Annotated in this window: 14 protein-coding genes; 3 read left to right on the top strand and 11 right to left on the bottom strand. The window is 57.7% G+C overall.

Annotation, left to right across the window (positions count from 1 at the left end; translation table 11 throughout):
* Positions 1–63: 63 nt before the first annotated feature.
* From HK24_RS02140 to hrcA, 5 genes are all read right to left on the bottom strand, one after another.
* Positions 64–729 carry an energy transducer TonB gene (locus HK24_RS02140; RefSeq protein WP_046900242.1) on the bottom strand — a complete coding sequence of 222 codons (666 nt, stop codon included), beginning with the start codon at positions 727–729 and terminating at the stop codon, positions 64–66.
* 397 nt (positions 730–1,126) lie between these two features.
* Positions 1,127–2,258, bottom strand: a protein-coding gene (prfB, locus tag HK24_RS02135; protein ID WP_099213300.1) for a peptide chain release factor 2 whose coding sequence is annotated in 2 segments (ribosomal slippage) — positions 1,127–2,188 and positions 2,190–2,258 — 1,131 coding nt in all. Because the reading frame shifts where the segments join, the coding sequence is not laid out codon by codon here.
* A gap of 37 nt (positions 2,259–2,295) precedes the next feature.
* A complete protein-coding gene (locus HK24_RS02130) occupies positions 2,296–4,914 on the bottom strand; it encodes a penicillin-binding protein 1A (RefSeq protein ID WP_086633117.1) in 2,619 nt (872 codons plus the stop codon).
* Between the two features lie 85 nt (positions 4,915–4,999).
* Positions 5,000–5,890, bottom strand: a complete 891-nt coding sequence (locus tag HK24_RS02125) for an aldo/keto reductase (RefSeq protein WP_086633116.1) — start codon at positions 5,888–5,890, stop codon at positions 5,000–5,002.
* 62 nt (positions 5,891–5,952) lie between these two features.
* A complete protein-coding gene (gene hrcA, locus HK24_RS02120) occupies positions 5,953–7,023 on the bottom strand; it encodes a heat-inducible transcriptional repressor HrcA (protein WP_198942039.1) in 1,071 nt (356 codons plus the stop codon).
* 83 nt (positions 7,024–7,106) lie between these two features.
* Here hrcA and rph point away from each other — a divergent pair, with 83 nt between their 5' ends.
* Together rph and rdgB are read left to right on the top strand one after the other, a co-directional pair.
* The gene (gene rph / locus HK24_RS02115) at positions 7,107–7,817 is read left to right on the top strand and encodes a ribonuclease PH (RefSeq protein ID WP_086633158.1); all 711 of its coding nucleotides are present in this window, start codon (positions 7,107–7,109) and stop codon (positions 7,815–7,817) included.
* Positions 7,817–8,416 (top strand): RdgB/HAM1 family non-canonical purine NTP pyrophosphatase, encoded by a 600-nt coding sequence (rdgB, locus tag HK24_RS02110; protein ID WP_086633114.1) that lies wholly within the window; start codon positions 7,817–7,819, stop codon positions 8,414–8,416. Before rph ends, rdgB begins: the two co-directional genes overlap by 1 nt.
* Here the strand turns inward: rdgB and HK24_RS02105 are convergent.
* The 3 genes from HK24_RS02105 to HK24_RS02095 form a co-directional block, all read right to left on the bottom strand.
* Entirely contained in the window at positions 8,394–8,855 is a 462-nt protein-coding gene (locus HK24_RS02105) for a hypothetical protein (protein WP_198942038.1), read from the bottom strand. The genes rdgB and HK24_RS02105 overlap by 23 nt on opposite strands.
* Before the next feature lie 235 nt (positions 8,856–9,090).
* Positions 9,091–10,476 (bottom strand): amidohydrolase family protein, encoded by a 1,386-nt coding sequence (locus HK24_RS02100; RefSeq protein ID WP_086633157.1) that lies wholly within the window; start codon positions 10,474–10,476, stop codon positions 9,091–9,093.
* Positions 10,477–10,577: 101 nt separating this feature from the next.
* Complete coding sequence (locus HK24_RS02095; RefSeq protein ID WP_086633156.1) at positions 10,578–12,416, bottom strand: ABC transporter ATP-binding protein; 1,839 nt, start codon at positions 12,414–12,416, stop codon at positions 10,578–10,580.
* Positions 12,417–12,537: 121 nt separating this feature from the next.
* Here HK24_RS02095 and nth point away from each other — a divergent pair, with 121 nt between their 5' ends.
* The gene (gene nth / locus HK24_RS02090; protein ID WP_198942037.1) at positions 12,538–13,218 is read left to right on the top strand and encodes an endonuclease III; all 681 of its coding nucleotides are present in this window, start codon (positions 12,538–12,540) and stop codon (positions 13,216–13,218) included.
* Positions 13,219–13,224: 6 nt separating this feature from the next.
* Here the strand turns inward: nth and HK24_RS02085 are convergent, their stop codons facing one another.
* The 3 genes from HK24_RS02085 to HK24_RS02075 form a co-directional block, all read right to left on the bottom strand.
* Positions 13,225–15,309 (bottom strand): ComEC/Rec2 family competence protein, encoded by a 2,085-nt coding sequence (locus HK24_RS02085; RefSeq protein WP_086633154.1) that lies wholly within the window; start codon positions 15,307–15,309, stop codon positions 13,225–13,227.
* A gap of 163 nt (positions 15,310–15,472) precedes the next feature.
* Positions 15,473–16,198: an NADPH-dependent F420 reductase gene (locus tag HK24_RS02080; protein ID WP_086633152.1), complete on the bottom strand. Its 726-nt coding sequence runs from the start codon at positions 16,196–16,198 to the stop codon at positions 15,473–15,475.
* Positions 16,195–16,782, bottom strand: a complete 588-nt coding sequence (locus HK24_RS02075) for a cupin (protein WP_086633153.1) — start codon at positions 16,780–16,782, stop codon at positions 16,195–16,197. Before HK24_RS02075 ends, HK24_RS02080 begins: the two co-directional genes overlap by 4 nt.
* Between the last annotated feature and the right edge of the window lie 114 nt (positions 16,783–16,896).

Here is a 16,896-nt window from a genome sequence, read left to right as displayed (position 1 = left end):
TGAACCTCTCCGAACCACCTGATCCGAAGAGGCAATCTTATTGGACTACTGGCTGACGGACACTTAGTCGCCCATCGTGAAGTCAACGTGCAGAATGTGGTGATGCTCGGTAACCGGAGCGCCGTTAACGACGGCGGGCTGGTACCGGGCTCGACGAAGGAAGTCGAGCGCACTTTCCACAAACTCGTGACCACCGGTGGAGCTGACAATCGCGCAGTTTGCCGTGTGACCGTTCGGAAGAATGTCGCAGGAAGCCGTAACTTTACCTTCACGGTTTTCTTCCTGGGCTTCCTCCGGATACTCCGGCTTGGCGCCGTTGATCGGAGACGCGCCAGCCGTGTGATCAGGCACTGCCGGAGCTGGCGGACCCTGCGGAGGAGCCGGAACAGGCTCAGGTGCAGGCGTCGGGCTCGGCGGAACCGGATGCGGCGGCTTGGCGTGTGTGACCCGCTGGATCGCCTTGGGTGGCGGCGGAACACTGATCTTCGGCGGCGGAATATACGGCGGCGGCGGCTGTTCCATCTGCGGCGGCGGCGGAGGTGGTGGTGGCGGAGGCGGCTTAGGCTGCTCCTTGATCACTTCCGTCTTGATGGGCGGCTTTTCGTGGACGAGTTTGCCCACAGCACCGCTCATGAGCGCATAGATTACCGCGCCCATAGCCAGCACGGCCACGACGATCGCGACAATATAGTCCGTCGGCTTGCGCTGCTGTGCGGCGTAGCTCTTCATGTCGAAACCTTCTTACCCCTCACTGACACCGACAATGGATCCACACCTGTACGGTGCGAGATCTCGACCTTGTGTTTGCATCGAGTTCCCTCACCTCACGGACGTGTGATTCGTCTCATGTCGTGAGAACATACCCGATATGCTGATTGGGCAGCCTTCGGGCCATGGTGTCAAGCTGATTATTGCCTGTCCCGAAACGAAAAATTCTCATCTTTCGATCGTCTGGCGCCAATATTCGCAGGAGAGCGGGCGAAAAAGTACACTTTTCCGCTTTTTTTCTGCCTTCAGAAAATCAAATTTCCAAAAACTGTAACAGAATTATAACAAGAAGGCCGGGACAGCGTATTAATTACGCCGCCCCGGCCTTCCAGTTTCGTTTTAATGCGCCAGAGTACTCTTACTGAGCAGAGGCGCTGGCTTCCGATCGTGTTGCCCCGACGCGTTGCGCAAGGGAAGCCGACATGAAGTCGTCCAGGGCACCGTCCAGAACAGCGTCCGGATTTCCCTTTTCCACGCCTGTCCGCAGATCCTTGACCAACTGATAGGGTGCCAGGACGTAAGAGCGGATCTGGTGGCCCCATCCGATATCCGTCTTGGCAGCTTCCGTCTGGGCTGCAGCAGCTTCGCGCTTTTGCAGTTCTGCTTCGTACATCCGGGCCTTCAGCATTTCCATCGCCTTGGCGCGGTTGCGGTGCTGTGAGCGGTCCGTCTGACAGGCGACAACGATGCCTGTCGGGATATGGGTAATACGAATGGCCGAATCGGTTTTGTTAACGTGCTGACCGCCTGCGCCTGAAGCACGGAAGGTATCCACACGCAGATCCGAATCGTTGATCTCCACTTCAATGGAATCATCGACCACCGGATACACCCAGACAGACGCGAAGGACGTTTGACGACGGGCAGCGGCATCGAAGGGCGAGATGCGGACGAGACGATGCACGCCAGCTTCCGTTTTCATCCAGCCATAAGCGTTGAGGCCACTGATCTGGATGGTGGCAGACTTGATGCCCGCCTGCTCACCTTCACTGCTTTCAATGAAGGTCACCTTGTAGCCGTGCTGTTCTGCCCAACGGGTGTACATGCGCAGGATCATCTCGGCCCAATCCTGGGCTTCCGTTCCACCTGCACCGGCATTCACTTCGACGTAGCAGTCATTGCTATCAGCTTCGCCGGACAACAGGCTTTCGATTTCGCGCTTGTGCACGTCGGCAGCCAGCCCACGCAACGTCGCGATGGCTTCCTGCACCAGATCCGTGTCGTTCTCCATTTCTGCGAGCTCGACAAGTTCCAGCGTGCCTTCAACATCCTGTTCGATCTGTTCAACGCCCTCGATCTGATTGGCAAGCATGGTTCGCTCGCGCATCAGCTTCTGGGCAGCGTCAGAATCATTCCAAAGGTCTGGGTCTTCCGCGCGGTGGTTCAGTTCCGCGAGGCGTGTTGTGGCGACATCCCAGTTAAAGATGCCTCCTCAGCAGTGCCACCGACTGCTTGATCTGTTCGGAGAGGGCTTCGGTCTCAGCCGACATTATAAATACTCCACTATATAAGGTGGTTTGGCTGCCCTCAGTACAGGCCGCCTACACCAATGTCACCATCCGATGCAGCAGGTTTCTGGGCCTGAGGCTTGGCATTCGGGGAAGACCCAACACTCGGCACGCTGGTGTCTGTCATATCGCTCTCAGAATCCGAAATAACGGCATCCGCCCCGGTATCTGCCGCTGTCAGGGCTTCCGTACCAGCACCGAAGCCATGCAGAGCCACCGACGCACCCGGAACCTGATCAGCCTTGAAGCCGTCAGTCGCAGTGATACGGCCGGTGTTGTAGGACGCCAACGTGATATCGGCCGGAACACGGAAATCCAGCTTCGGCCGGTTGGCGAGCGCCACCTTCATGATCTTATTCCAGATCGGGCCGGCAATGCGGGCACCATCAGCGTTCCGTCCGAGCGTTTGTGGCGTATCGAAACCAACCCAGACGATCGTGACGATATCCGGTGAAAAGCCAGCAAACCAGGCATCATGGAAATCCTGACTGGTACCGGTCTTCCCCGCGATGGGACGGTCGATCCCAGCCCCCGCCATGCGACCTGTGCCGTTCGCAATGACGTCTTTCAGCATGGCCACGATCTGATAGGAGCTGGCTTCGCTGGCGAGCACGGGACGGCTGTCTGTAATGGAGGGAACCGAAATGCTCCCGGCAACGGGAGCTGCTGGCGGCGCAGGTGTTGCACCAACTTCAGGCGTGACCGGAGCAATCGTGGGGGATGAAGGATCGGCCGCCGGTGGAGCTGGAGGAGCCTGCAACGTTGTTCCCAACGCCAGACCTGGCGCACGCCAGATGATATTGCCCAGACGATCCTGAACGTCATCCACCAGTGTCGGCGACACTACATGACCGCCGTTTGCAATGGTTGCGTAGGCTGCTGTTTCCTTGAGGACCGTTGTCTCGACAGCACCAAGAGCAGCAGGCAACACATGCGGCATTTCATCCACAAGCCCCGCCTTGATGGCAGTATCTGCAACAGCCTTCATGCCCAGATGGGCGGCCACCCGGATCGTCACGAGGTTCCGGCTTTCACGCAGGGCATCGTGCAGAGTGGTCGGGCCCCAATTGTCGTGTTCGTAGTTCTTGGGATGCCAGTCGCCGTAAGAGACAGGGGAGTCGTCAAACTTTTCGGACGGAGAAATACCCTGTTCCATGGCCGCCAGATACACAAACGGCTTGAAGGAAGAGCCCGGCTGACGCAGAGCCTGCGTTGCGCGGTTGAACTGACTTTCGTGGAACGACCATCCACCAACCATCGCCAGAACACGGCCTGTATGGACGTCCATCGTCACGACAGCGCCTTCAACCTGCGGAATCTGACGCAGGGCAACGGAGCCACTTTCCTGCGGTTCAATCATGATGACATCCCCAGCACGAAGCGAGTGCATCCGACGTGCCCATGCGATGTCTGTTGCCAGAAGAGGACCAGTCTTCGCTTGGCCTTCCTCATTCCAGCCGACATGAGTTCCGCCGGGAAGAATGACGCCCAGACGCCACTCCCTTAGCATTCCGGCTGGACCGGAGACCTTATCGAGACTTTCTTCCCAGCCTTCTGCGTCAATGCCATCAAGATGAATGACCGGGCCACGCCAACCGCCACGGCTCCGATCGTAATCGATCAGACCTTCATGCAGCAGCTTCGTCGCTGATACCTGAAGGGGCTGATCCAGACTGGTATGAACTTCAAGGCCGCCTTGAAGAGCGCGATCCTGACCATACAAGCTGATGAGCTGACGCCGGACCTCGGCCCCAAACCATTCTGAATCCGGCAAAGGTCCAAACCGCTGCTTCTTCTGCGGGACCAGTGGCTCCTTCTTGTCTTCCTGAGCCTGCTCGCGGGAAATGACGCCGTTATCGGCCATCAGATCCAGAACAAGATTTCGGCGCATCAAGGCTGCGTCAGGATGAAGGAACGGATTGTAGTGTGTCGGTGACTTCGGAAGGGCCGCCAGTGACGCGGCTTCTGCATCATTCAGCTGGTCTAGAGGCTTGTTGAAATAGGTCTGGGCCGCGGCGGCGACACCGAAAGAGCCGTTCCCCAGATCCGCCCAGTTCAGATAGATCTCAAGAATCTTATCCTTGGACAGCACCTGCTCCATTTTGACGGCAAGCAGGGCTTCCTTGATTTTACGATCAAGTGTGCGGGCATTGCTGTTAAGCAGCATCCCACGCGCAACCTGCTGCGTAATGGTAGACGCACCGACAGCACGGCGTCCATGGCGGGCAAAAACGTCCGTTACGCCTGCACGGGCAATGGCCATCACATCCACACCACCATGGGTGTAGAAATTGTGATCTTCCGTTGCGAGGAAGGCGCGCTTTACCCGATCCGGAATCGCTTCCAGCGGAACGAAAATACGTCGCTCATTGGCAAGCTGAGCCATCAGGCGATCATCAGACGCATAGATGCGACTGACGGTCGGGGGCTGATAGGCTCTCAGGCTGTCCACACTTGGCAGATCAGCCACAAGTTTGGCGTAGGTGGTCCAACCCAAGATACCCGCACCCGCAACACCGACCAGCCCGACACCGGCGACGATGGCAAGAGACTGACGGAAACGGCGGAAACGGGGCCCGCGGGGCACACTGGCCCTGGGGTCCTGCGGATTACGGGAGCGAATGGAACGGCGCGTCATACAAACTGCATAGCACTGAAACGAGCCGTTCGTCGCCCCCACTGAAAAGGGTCATTTTGTGACAGTTTACGGCGGCTCGTGATCGTTATGATCCGGCGGCGGATTTCTTCCACACCTCTTCACCCTGCCGATTTAGAGTAGCAAACTCTTCATCATTGAGATTCAGGGATGCTGCCCGAACATTAGAGGCCAGATGGGCTCTGCTTCCCGTCCCCGGAATGGGCAACATGACCGGTGACCTTTTCAGGAGCCACGCCAGAGCAATCTGCCCTGCATCTGCATGATGCCGATGCGCGATCTTGTCCATGTCCGTACCGGGCTTGGCCAGCTCTCCGGCAGCCAACGGCGCCCAGGGAATGAAGCCGATGTTTTCCTTGGTACAGAAATCCAGAACATCTTCGGACTTACGGTCCACAAGATTGAAGCGGTTCTGAACCGTTGAGACCGGGAAGTATTTCTGCGCGAGCTTGATGTCTTTCACGCTCACTTCCGACAGACCTACGTGTCGGATCAGGCCTTCTTCGCGGAATTTGGCAATTGCCTCGAACTGCTTCTCTGCCGGGCAGTCTGGCCCAATCCGATGCAACTGCCAGAGATCAATATGCTCTACGCCCAGCCGTCGCATGGACATCAACACGCACTGCCTCAGATAGTCCGGATTTCCGACTGGCTTCCAGATGTCTGGACCATGCCGTGTCAGGCCGCCCTTCGTCGCAATGACCATCTTTTTGTAAGGATAAAGCACTTCACGGATCAGATTTTCCGAGACGAACGGACCGTAGGAATCCGCTGTATCAATAAAATCCACCCCGAACTTCGGGAGGCTTTCAAGGGTTTGGACCACTTCTTCGTGGTCTGGAGGTTCATCCCAGATGCCCTTGCCGGTAATGCGCATCGCTCCAAACCCGAGGCGGTGGACCTTGAGATCACCACCAATGAGGAACGTACCGGATTTCTTTGCGTCAATCGTAGCCATGGACTCTTTCCTTTCCGATGGACGCAGGATTCAACAGCGCAAAGGCGGAAGGGTTGCAGTCACTATCCCAGCAGGCGTCCGACCATCCGGGCCGTGTAATCCACGACGGGTACAATTCGCCCGTAATTCAGGCGCGTTGGCCCGATGACGCCAATGGCGCCCACGATTTTCTGGGCTTCATTACGGGCTGGCGCGACGATCATGGACACGCCCGACATTCCAAACATTCCGCTCTCACTGCCAATATAGATTCTCACACCTTCCGAAGCGTCTGCCAGTTGCAGGAGCTGAAGCATGGTCTCCTGCGTTTCGAGGTGATCGAACAACATACGGATCGTGGTGAGGCGTTCGATCTCGGTGATATCCGCCAGCAGCTTGCCCTGCCCCCGAACGAACAGCGTTCCGCCATCAGCGTCCCATGTGGCCAGACCACTTTCGATGACGCTGGCGGTCAGAGCATCAAGTTCATGACGGTTGACGTCCATTTCCTTGCTGACACGCTCTTTCAGAGTGCCAAGCGTCAGATCCCCCAGGTGGGCGTTAAGATAGTTCCCAGCCTCGACAAGGGCAGAATGCGGCAGTCCTGCCGGGGTTTCGATGATGCGATTTTCCACCTGGCCGTCTGAACTGACCAGCACCACGAGAACACGTCCCGGACCGAGCGCAACGAACTCAATATGTTTGAGCGTCGCGTCAGATTTAGGGGCCAACACCAGACCTGCTGCGGATGACAGACCCGACAGCATGGACGATGCTTCCGCCAGGGTCTCCTGATACGACCGACCATGAATTTCCAGCCGGCTGTCGATACTGGCTCGATCTTCGTCAGTCAGGGCACCGAATTGCAGAAGACCTTCAACGAAGAGTTTAACGCCCTTCTCGGTCGGCAGACGCCCTGCGGACACATGAGGGCTGAACAACAGCCCGGCCCGGCCAAGATCTGCCATGACGTTGCGGATCGTGGCGGGAGACAGAGACAGATTCAAGCGCTGCGCCAGAGTACGACTGCCGATCGGCTCCCCTGTTTCAACGTATTCTTCAACGATTTCCCGCAGGATCGTAGCTTCCCGTTCTCCCAATCCGGAAGCAAAGGAGTTCGGCATGCGGAAGCAGGAAGGGTCAGGTCTGATCATGGTAAAACTGTATGTCGGGGCTGGAAGGCTTCTCGTCAAACGCGGTAGAGGCAGGGCTCGGTTCTGAGAGAGGATTTTTTCGCATGACAAAGCGCCCATCCGGACGCGCCTGTGACGAAGGTCGCGCCATTTCCATTGAAACAGGCTTTGCCCGACATGCGGAAGGTTCAGCACTTATCCGGGTAGGTGGAACGGAAGTTCTGTGCACGGCGTCTCTCGAAAATCGTGTCCCGCCATTTCTGCGCAACAAGGGTCAGGGCTGGATTACGGCCGAGTATGGCATGCTTCCACGCGCAACCCATCAGCGTGGCAACCGTGAAGCGTCCAAGGGTAAGCAGTCTGGCCGGACGCAGGAAATCCAGCGCCTGATTGCAAGATCCCTGCGGGCCTGTGTGAATTTGAAGAAGCTGGGAGAACGGACCATTACGCTGGACTGTGATGTCCTGAACGCTGATGGCGGGACACGCTGCGCTTCCATTACCGGCGCCTGGGTTGCTCTCTCCATGGCTCTGAAAAAAGCCAATCTGTCCTCAGTCATGACAGCACAAATTGCGGCAGTCTCCTGCGGCCTGACCTCTGCTGGCGCCGTGCTGGACCTGGATTACGTTGAGGACAGTGCTGCTCAGGCTGACACGAACTTTGTTCTTACCGCAGAGGGTGGCATCGTCGAAATTCAGGGGACGGCGGAAACGTCCCCCTTTCAGGAAACCGAGTTTTTTGAACTGCTGCGTCTGGCCAAGCTGGGCACAGCTTCCCTCTTTAAAGCTCAGACTTCCGCACTGGAGACTTTGTAATGCGTCGCCTGTCCCGTGGGTCAAAAATTGTTCTGGCAAGCCACAATGCCGGGAAACTGCGTGAATTCTCCAGCCTGCTTGCAGAAAGCGGCATCACTGTTGTGTCTGCAGGGGAGCTGAATCTGCCAGAACCGGACGAAACGGCAGACACATTTACGGGCAATGCTGAAATTAAGGCTCTGGCGGCGGCCCGTGCATCTGGTTTGCCGGCCCTGGCAGATGATTCCGGCTTTTGCGTCTCGGCACTTGGCGGCCAGCCCGGCGTTTATTCGGCACGATGGGGCGGCCCTGCAAAAGACATGACTGTTGCCATGGAGCGCGTGCATCGCGAAATGGGTGAAACGTCAGACCACGCAGCATCGTTTGTGGCGGCGCTCTGCCTGGCATGGCCAGACGGCGAAACACACTGCGTGGTTGGGGAATGCCATGGCCAGACAGTCTGGCCTCCGCGTGGGGATCATGGTCACGGCTATGACCCGATGTTTGCACCAGAAGGCGAAAGCCGGACCTTCGCAGAAATGGGCGAGCACGAGAAAAACGCGATCAGTCACCGTGGCCGCGCGCTCACCCTTTTCCTTACTGAATGTGTGGAAGACTGAACTCTAGGTTCGGCGAACAGGAGAGCGGCGGACTCTCCTGTTCCAGGTGATAGGGCCCTTTTGAACAGACCTCCACAGACAGCATGCCCGTTTCCTTGCCCAGAACATTTTCGAGTTCCAGGTGAGCGCGCCCCTCTGTCCAGCGGGCATCATCGCCTTCGCTCGACGCCCATCCCATACTTTCAGGAAATGTAAGATGTGATGTGAGGCGGTGAGCCCCTCTCACGGCGTAAAGAGTGATGTCCCGGATCAGGACCCCGCGCTCTTCGCTGGGGCAAGACTGACTGTGCCTGCGAGAGAGAAGCCAGAGTGATTTTATAGGGGTGGAAAGAATAAAAAGGGCATGGCTTCCCTGCCAGCGGGCTGGATGGATGAGATATCCATCATCACAAGCAAGGTGGAGGCCGGGATCGTTTGTAAGGTAGTCAAAAGAGGACATGCGTTTTCCTGCCGTATGCAGTGATTTTATTGTCCATCATCGAGCACGCACTTTCCCGACCATGGACAGCTCCATGAAGCAGACTGCAGTCTCTCATCCACACTACATTCTCGCCCGCTTCATAGAAATATTATGTCATAAACAGATCTGGTAACAGTATAAAATCAGGCCTCTGTAGAGAAAAACGGCTCGATAGATACTTTGTCGAAATGATATGCGTCAGGATGCACTCCCGTCAGAGCCCCTGATGCCTAACAACAGGCCCGTGACTGACGAGAATACCCCGCTGCCACACCTGATCTACCTGATCGATATCCGCGATGCTTTGGTCTGGGGCGCCACGAACGATCAGAAGATCTGCCCGCTTCCCTGTTTTCAGAACGCCGCGATCTTCAAGCTCAAGCAGTTCAGCGGCATTTCCAGTTGCCAGATGAATGGCTTCAAGCGGTGTCAGGCCAGCCTCTACGGTCAAGGCAAGTTCGCGATGTTCCGCAAACCCCGGCAAACGCGTTGGAGCAGCCCCTGAGTCTGTTCCAAAGCCCACTTTCACACCTGCCCGATAAAGCGTCAGAAGGTTCTTCTGATTAATCGCAAGCGCAGTGTGAGAAGCCGCGACAAGCGGCTTGGAAAGTGTCTGTTTACGCCAGTCTGCATCTGAGAGCTGAGCCATCAGGGCAGGATCGATGGCGGCCGCAACGAAAGGAACATTTAGAAGCTCCGGATGCTCTGCAAAAAGGTAATTCGCCTCGTCCAAGCCCAGAGTAGCGATATACCAGACACCATGGGCCTTTACGGCGTCGATCAAAGCCTGATCAACCGGCTGGTCCCGCACACCATGCGCGAGGATATTGGCGCCAGCATCCACGACAGCTTTGGCAATATCCAGATCATGAATATGGACCGCCACGCGCGTATTGTGCTGATGGGCTTCGTCTATGACCGCCCGGTAAATGTCAGGAGACATCTTTGGAAGTGTCTTGCCATTCGGCACACCGTTCCGGAAATCATCCACCCAGAGTTTCACGAGATCCGTGTGTTCCGCGACCATACGGTCTACGTCCTGACGTGCCTCCTGCGGCGTGGTCGGACGATAAACCTGATCCGGGCCTAACCCTTTGACCATGGCCGATGGCGGTGCACCATTGGGAGCACCAATGCCCTGATCGACGCCAAACAGATCCGCGCCTGGATTCTTACCCGCGTGCTGTTCCCGCCGCAGATCATCGAAGAGCGGCGATCGGTTCAAGCCCAGCGCAGTCACGGTAAGGACGCCATAATCACTGTACTGTTTCAGAGCCGCCAGAATATTGGCTCGGGTGTAGTTCTCGTTGCTGCCAGACGTTCCCTTGATGATACCAACATGGCTGTGGTCGCTGATCAGAGCGGGCAAGAGGGTTTTGCCACTGAGATCGACATGTTCGGCTCCTGATGGGGCCGGATCACCGATAGAGACAATTCGTCCATCGTTAATGACGACTGTAACATTTTCACGGACAGGGTCTCCTGTTCCGTCGATCAGACGGGCATGATCGAATGCTACAGGTTCTGCCTGCGCGGTGCAGGCCATCAACGTCGCCGGAGCGGCCAGCAAAAGCCCAGCGAAAGCAGAACGAAGTGTCATGATGGAATTTCCCCTCAGCAGCATTCAGGCTGAGGGGAAACGTTCTGTCATGCGGAAAAGACCAATACAGTCTCGCGATTGTGAAAAGACCCTTGGAACTTTTAGCCTTCGAGAGACTGAAGCTCGAACAGGCGGCGGTAAATACCGCCCTCCTGAGCCACCAGCTCGGCATGAGTGCCATCTTCCTTCAACTCACCCCGACTGAAGACAAGAATCCGATCCAGCTCCATCACCGTGGAAAGGCGATGGGCCACCACGATGACGGTGCGGTTCTGCATCAGGCGGCGCATTGCCTCCTGCACCAGGGATTCAGATTCTGAATCCAGACTGGATGTTGCTTCATCGAAAATAAGGATGGGGGCATCTGCAAGGAACGCCCGGGCAATCGCGACACGCTGACGCTCACCGCCCGAGAGCTTAACCCCGCGTTCACCGACCATCGTGTTGTAGCCTTCCGGCAGACGCTCAATGAAGGCTGCTGCATTGGCCTGACGCGCTGCTTCCTTGATGTCTTCGATGGATGCCGCAGGCCGGGCATAGGCGATATTCTCGGCCAGTGTGCGGTGAAACAGCACGGGTTCCTGTGGAACAATGGCAATGTGCGACCGCAGGGAATCCTGCGTGACATGCGCGATGTCCTGACCATCAACCGTGATGCGCCCACTGTTCACATCATACAGGCGTTGCAGAAGCTTCGTGAGGGTCGTCTTTCCAGACCCACTCGGCCCCACGAGGGCCACACGTGATCCCGGCGCGATATCGATCGTGAGGTCCTGATAAAGAGGTTTGTCCTGCCCCGGGTACTGGAACGTCACGTGATCGAAGTGGACTTCGCCCTTCGTAAAGCGTGCAGGCTGGGCGTCTGGTGCATCCTGAATAGCCGAATCCCGGCGGAAGATGGCGATCAGCTCTTCCATCTCATTGACGGAACGCTGCACCTGACTGACCTGCTGGCCCAGGTCTCGAAGATATCCCTGCACAAGAAACATCATTGTCAGAACGTATGCGACGTCACCCGGACCGGCTTTGCCCTGCCACCACAGCATGACGGCAAGCCCGATCATGAGCATCCGCATCACGAGAGAGGCCAGCGCCTGAATATTGGCGCTATTGGTGCCGCGCAGCCATGTCCTCAGGGTACGTCCGCGCCAGCCTTCGACGATGGTGTCCAGCCGCTGCTCTTCCCGCTTTTCAGAGCCGAATGCTTTGACAACCGGATTGCAGGTAACGGAATCCGCGATGGCTGCACCCATTTTCGTGTCCCATTCATTGGACGCACGGGCACTGGGCGCAACGTAACGAAGCGTCAGGATAATTGAGAGCCAGGCAAACAGCACGACCGAAACCGCAAGGACCGATCCCATCAGAGGTGAACGGAACATGAGGACGGCCGTAGTGCCACCGAGCACCAGAACCTCTGGCCCGATCATCAGCAGCAGGGTGTCGTCCAGTGTGTCGATAGCCCACATGCCTCGGGTCAGACGGCGAACCGTCGACCCGGCAAAGGTATTGGCGTGCCAGTCTGTTGAGAATCTCTGCACGCGGGCAAAGGCCTGATTGAGGACCTTGTGCATGATTGCCAGCGTCAGATGTGAAATCCCGACAAAAGACGACCGACGACCGAACAGCCCAATCAAGCCAAGCGCAATCAATCCTCCCACCATAAGGAACGCATCATTACGCAGGCTCAGAAACTCATCGGTTTTCGGGATGGTTGGCCCGGCAGCGTGCTTGGAAATATCCGAGACGAGGCGACCAGCCAGAATCGGTGTGACGACGTCTGCCAGTGTGGCGAGCGCCACACCAGAGAGTGTCCAGGCCAGCAGCGCTGGATGTGCCAGCCAGCGGCGGCAGACAAAGGACAGGACTTCTGTAAAGGAAACGTCGATTTTCCGGCCTTCCTGTTTCTGGCCGGTGAGTTGCGTAGAAGTATCGGACACGAAGAGCTCCGCCGTCTTGTCCCTCAAGGACAACGGCCTGATGGCATGAAATTTTCAGATGTTTCGCGTATCTTGCCGGACAGTCCGGATCAGACGCAACAGCCCGCGCGGAGTTTCAGCCATGACAGACGCCCCCAGACCCATGAGCAAGGCCGCGGCCAAGGCTTTCATTACCGCTCTGGCCGAAGCCAACCCAGATGCGGAAAGTGAACTGATCTTCCGCAATACGTTCGAGCTTCTGGTAAGCGTGGTTCTGTCGGCTCAGGCCACGGACAAGTCCGTCAACAAGGCGACCAAGGGGCTGTTTGAACACGCGCCCGATCCGAAAAGCATGACGGAACTCGGGGAAGCCGGGATCGCGCAGTACATCAAGACGATCGGCTTATGGCGCGCCAAGGCGCATAACGTGGCCCAGCTGTGCGAGCAGCTTCTGGAACGACATGGCGGGGAAGTTCCTGCTGATCGCAAGTCTCTTGAGGCGCTGGCGGGTGTCGGGCGGAAGACCGCCAACGTGGTGATGAATGTTGCGTTTGGAGCCGATACCATGGCGGTTGATACGCATATTTTTCGCATCGGGAACCGGACCGGGCTGGCTCCGGGGAAAACGACCCGGCAGGTTGAGGATGGTCTGGTGGCGCGTATTCCAAAGGATATGCTGCGACCAGCCCATCACTGGCTGATCCTGCATGGGCGTTATGTCTGTAAGGCTCGCGCGCCTGAATGCTGGCGCTGCCCGGCAACGCAATGGTGTCTGTATCCGGACAAGCGCCTGACACCACCCCGCACAAAAGAAGCTGCCTGATCGAAGCTACTCTGCCTCAGCCAAGGGCAGATTGGGCATTCCGTGTGAGCCTATGGCAGGAACCCAGGGACGGCTCCCACGCCAGCTCCGATCCGAGACAAGCTCTGGACCGCCTTGATGGAGAAAGACCGCATAGGCGCCATTTCTCCAGACCGAAAAGCGGTCAATAAACGGAACTCCTGGGCAGGCATTACGGGCCGGGGATGCACTCACAAACAGACGAATTCCCTGACAGTCCTGCTCAGACGGCAAACGAACACCATCCAGGCTATCTTTGACCCGCAGCAGCACCGTCTGGCCTTTGAGTGAGACACGGCAGAGACCCGTCATGCAGTCAGGTGGCAGGGAGCCTGTTGGCAGAGCCAGCGCCCGTTCCCAGTCCTGAAGTGCCAGATTTTCGAGACTGCCATGAGGACCAACCATCAAAACGCCGTCGTCCCTCAAGGCAAGCAACCCTGCATCAGCGGAAACCAGAAGGTCCGGATGAGGCGCCATCCAGATGGAGAGAATTCCCACACCAATAGGCCCTAATCCAACGAGGCGCGGCCACCTCTTCCAGAGGCACAACCAGCACAGCCCGAGAAGCAAGGCAGCAAGCCCCCAGCCTGGCATGGCTGGAACAGGTGCGTAAGCAAATGGGAACATCGCAACGGTGTGCGCGATGATCTGAATAATCCGGATGCCCCACCCCATGACGATGAGCGGAAGACCTGCGGCATGCAGTGGCATCAGGAGCAGGGACAGGAGACCTGCGGGCATGATCCAAACGGCGGCCAAAGGAACGGCCAGCATGTTGGCGAGCACGAACCACGGCTGGAAGACACCAAAATGCGCCATGCTGACCGGCAGGGTCGCTAACCCCGCAAGAAGGCTGGTGAGGGACAAGGCAGCCAGATGGGACAGGATGACGCGCACTGACCCACCTTCGCCTCGAAGTCGTGCAAGCGGTTCACGCAGAACTTCATACCCGGCGATCAGCCCCATCACGGCGGCAAAAGACATCTGAAAAGAAACGTCCAGAACAGAAACCGGAGACACCAGCAGGATAACGAGCGCAATCAGGGCAAGTGATCGTATGGATAGTGCGCGCCGCCCTGTAACAAGAGCCAGCGTGACCAGTGCCGCCATACCGAGCGCGCGGACGCTGGGCAGATGAGCACCGGTCAACAGGACATATCCGATACCGGCAAAAAATCCTGAAACTGCTGCGATTTCTCGACAGGGCCAATACAGAGCCAGACGCTCGAAGGCGGTCAGCAACGCGCGAACAGACACCGTGACAAAGGCCATGACCAACCCAAGATGCAGTCCGGCGACAGCCAGAAGATGCGCCAGCCCGGAGGCAGCGAATTCCTGACGGGTGGAGGCATCAATCCCGTCTGCCTCTCCTGCGAGCAGCGTCGCGGCAATGGCGCCGGTCTGGCCGAGGAGCACGCTTTCGATGCGCGCTTCTATGGCTTCTCTCAGTCCCTCCAGGCCTGCCGTCGCGTCTGCACTGTCCGCGTGCTGGAGTATGCCCAAAGCATACCCACTCCCTGCTGAGCCAGAGAACCAGGCTTCCCGTTGCAGGTCGCGACCGCCCGGCCATGACGGAGCCGAAGGAGACCGCAACATTGCTCTGATCTGGACTGTACTGCCCGGTAATGCGGATGCCGGATCATCATCACGGAGTTTCAAACGCAACATACGTTTGAGAGGCGCCATTCCTGCGTCGACAGGCGTATCGAACGTCGCGTGCGCTAGAACAATCCGTCTGCCGCTTTCATCGCTGCCTGGCCTGGGAGGCAGTGTCTCTAGCGCGATAACCTGCCCCGTTACGACAGAGGCTCGCGTTGGCAGAGACGGCATGGGCGGTTGTCGGCGTGTCTGCCATGAAGCATCCAGAAAGCCGATCAGAAACCCTGAAAGTACCAGGAATAGAAACAGTAAGGTCGGACGATTCCGCCAGAACCAGACGGCTACCGCTACGCAGCCCGAAATACCGGATGCAGGCCAAAGAGGAGGTTCGGAGCGGAGTGTCAGATACGTGAGGGCCCCCACCGCAACCGCGACAGGGAGCCAGCAGAACAGCCGCCGCCCCTGCTCTGCCAAGATCCTCTCAATCAGCGACGGGCGGAAGCCACCACTGGCTGGCGCGTCAGGAGAGGTGTCAAACTCATCAAGCAACAGAGTATCGGCAGGAGATATCGGACGGGTCACGGGCAGAGCGTAACGGATTTTAGTCCATCACGCTCTGCCGTAATTCCGGTGCCCGTCAGTTATGAAGGTGCAGCGCGCTTCTGAGACCCGCAGCGTCCCGTTCCAGCTCGAAACCCGCGCTTCCTGGCTGGAAGAGCCGAGCGCTGACGAGCCCCCCCGTCACGACAGGGTCGAAACCGGCGGCCTCAACCAGATCCTTGACCTTGAGCACCGCCGCCGTGTCATCGCCCGCGATTGGTACGGCGAGACGTGGGTCTGGCCGATGTGCTTCGGCACGCAGGCTGGTCATGTCGATGGAATTGAAAACCCGTACGACATGCGCAGAGGGAAAATATCGCTGCGTGGTGATGCCTGCGCCATCTCTGAGAGCAACATCAGCAATCCATCCGTCGCGGCCCACATAGGGATTGGCCGGGTCAATTATGACCTTGTCGGTCAATGTCCGGTTCAGATCGCGCCCGAGAGCAGGTATCGCGCCATACGGCACGGCAAGCACCACGACTTTGCCGAAAGCAGCAGCCTGAAGGGGCGTGCCGGCAGACGCCAGTGGCCCGAGCGTCTGCGCCAGAGCTTGGGCGTCCGCAATATTACGGGCGGAAAGCATGACACAGTAACCCGCCTGTACCCACAGGGCTGCCAGCGTTCTGCCAACCTGCCCGGAACCAATAATACCGATTCTTGGGAGTTCACGCTTCGATTCGGCCATTGCTGCGCTGCCAACGGCAGCCAGTCCGGCAACAGCGGCAAGGAAAGGGCGTCTGCGGAGAGGAAAATTCTTCATGAAGGGTGCCATTCTCGGGACAGAGAACCGCCCTTACCCTGGACGGGGTCGATCGAAGGGAAAGGCAGCGCATTGATCCGAGCCAGTTGCTCCGCAGATGGCGCGCTCCGCAGAATGTCGAAAGACTGGCTCGGCGGATAAGCCCCGATGACTGTGAAATCGTCTGTGGAACCGACGTTACAGTGCCCGGTTCCTGCCGGGAGCAGTGCAACATCGCCACCGCGAACTTCGACTTCCCGCCCTTCAGGGCCACCAAGAATCAATCTGGCGGAACCGTTAGAGAACCCCAGAACCTCATGGCCCAGACTGTGATAGTGATGGAAGGAATAAACCCCGTTCCGCCACCGCGCAGGCCACCCGTTCTGACCGAACAGGTGTTCATAGACATCTTCACGGCCCACGCCGCTCTCGAGCACATTCCGATAGAGAATGACGGGTAGATGCTGGTTATTGGGCACCCATCCATTGGAGCGGAGCATGAAGGTCTCAACCCGTGCGGAAGACGCAGCGGCCTTCCGGATGCGGCCACTCCCCAGAGTCAGCCCGACCCCCGTCAGCATGGCGTTGAAATCTCGCCTGTCCATGATCACCCCCAGTGGAAATACTGAAGACAGGATAGGGAACGCATCGTTGGTGCAGGAAATCACACACGCTTGAAAAACCGGGTTTTTCTTCATGTAACGGCCTTGTGACACTTA

This window comes from Gluconobacter sp. DsW_058, from assembly GCF_002153615.1.
Classification (GTDB): domain Bacteria; phylum Pseudomonadota; class Alphaproteobacteria; order Acetobacterales; family Acetobacteraceae; genus Gluconobacter; species Gluconobacter cerinus.
The sequence above is the reverse complement of the archived record's forward strand: the minus strand, read 5'-3'. Positions and strand labels throughout refer to the sequence as shown.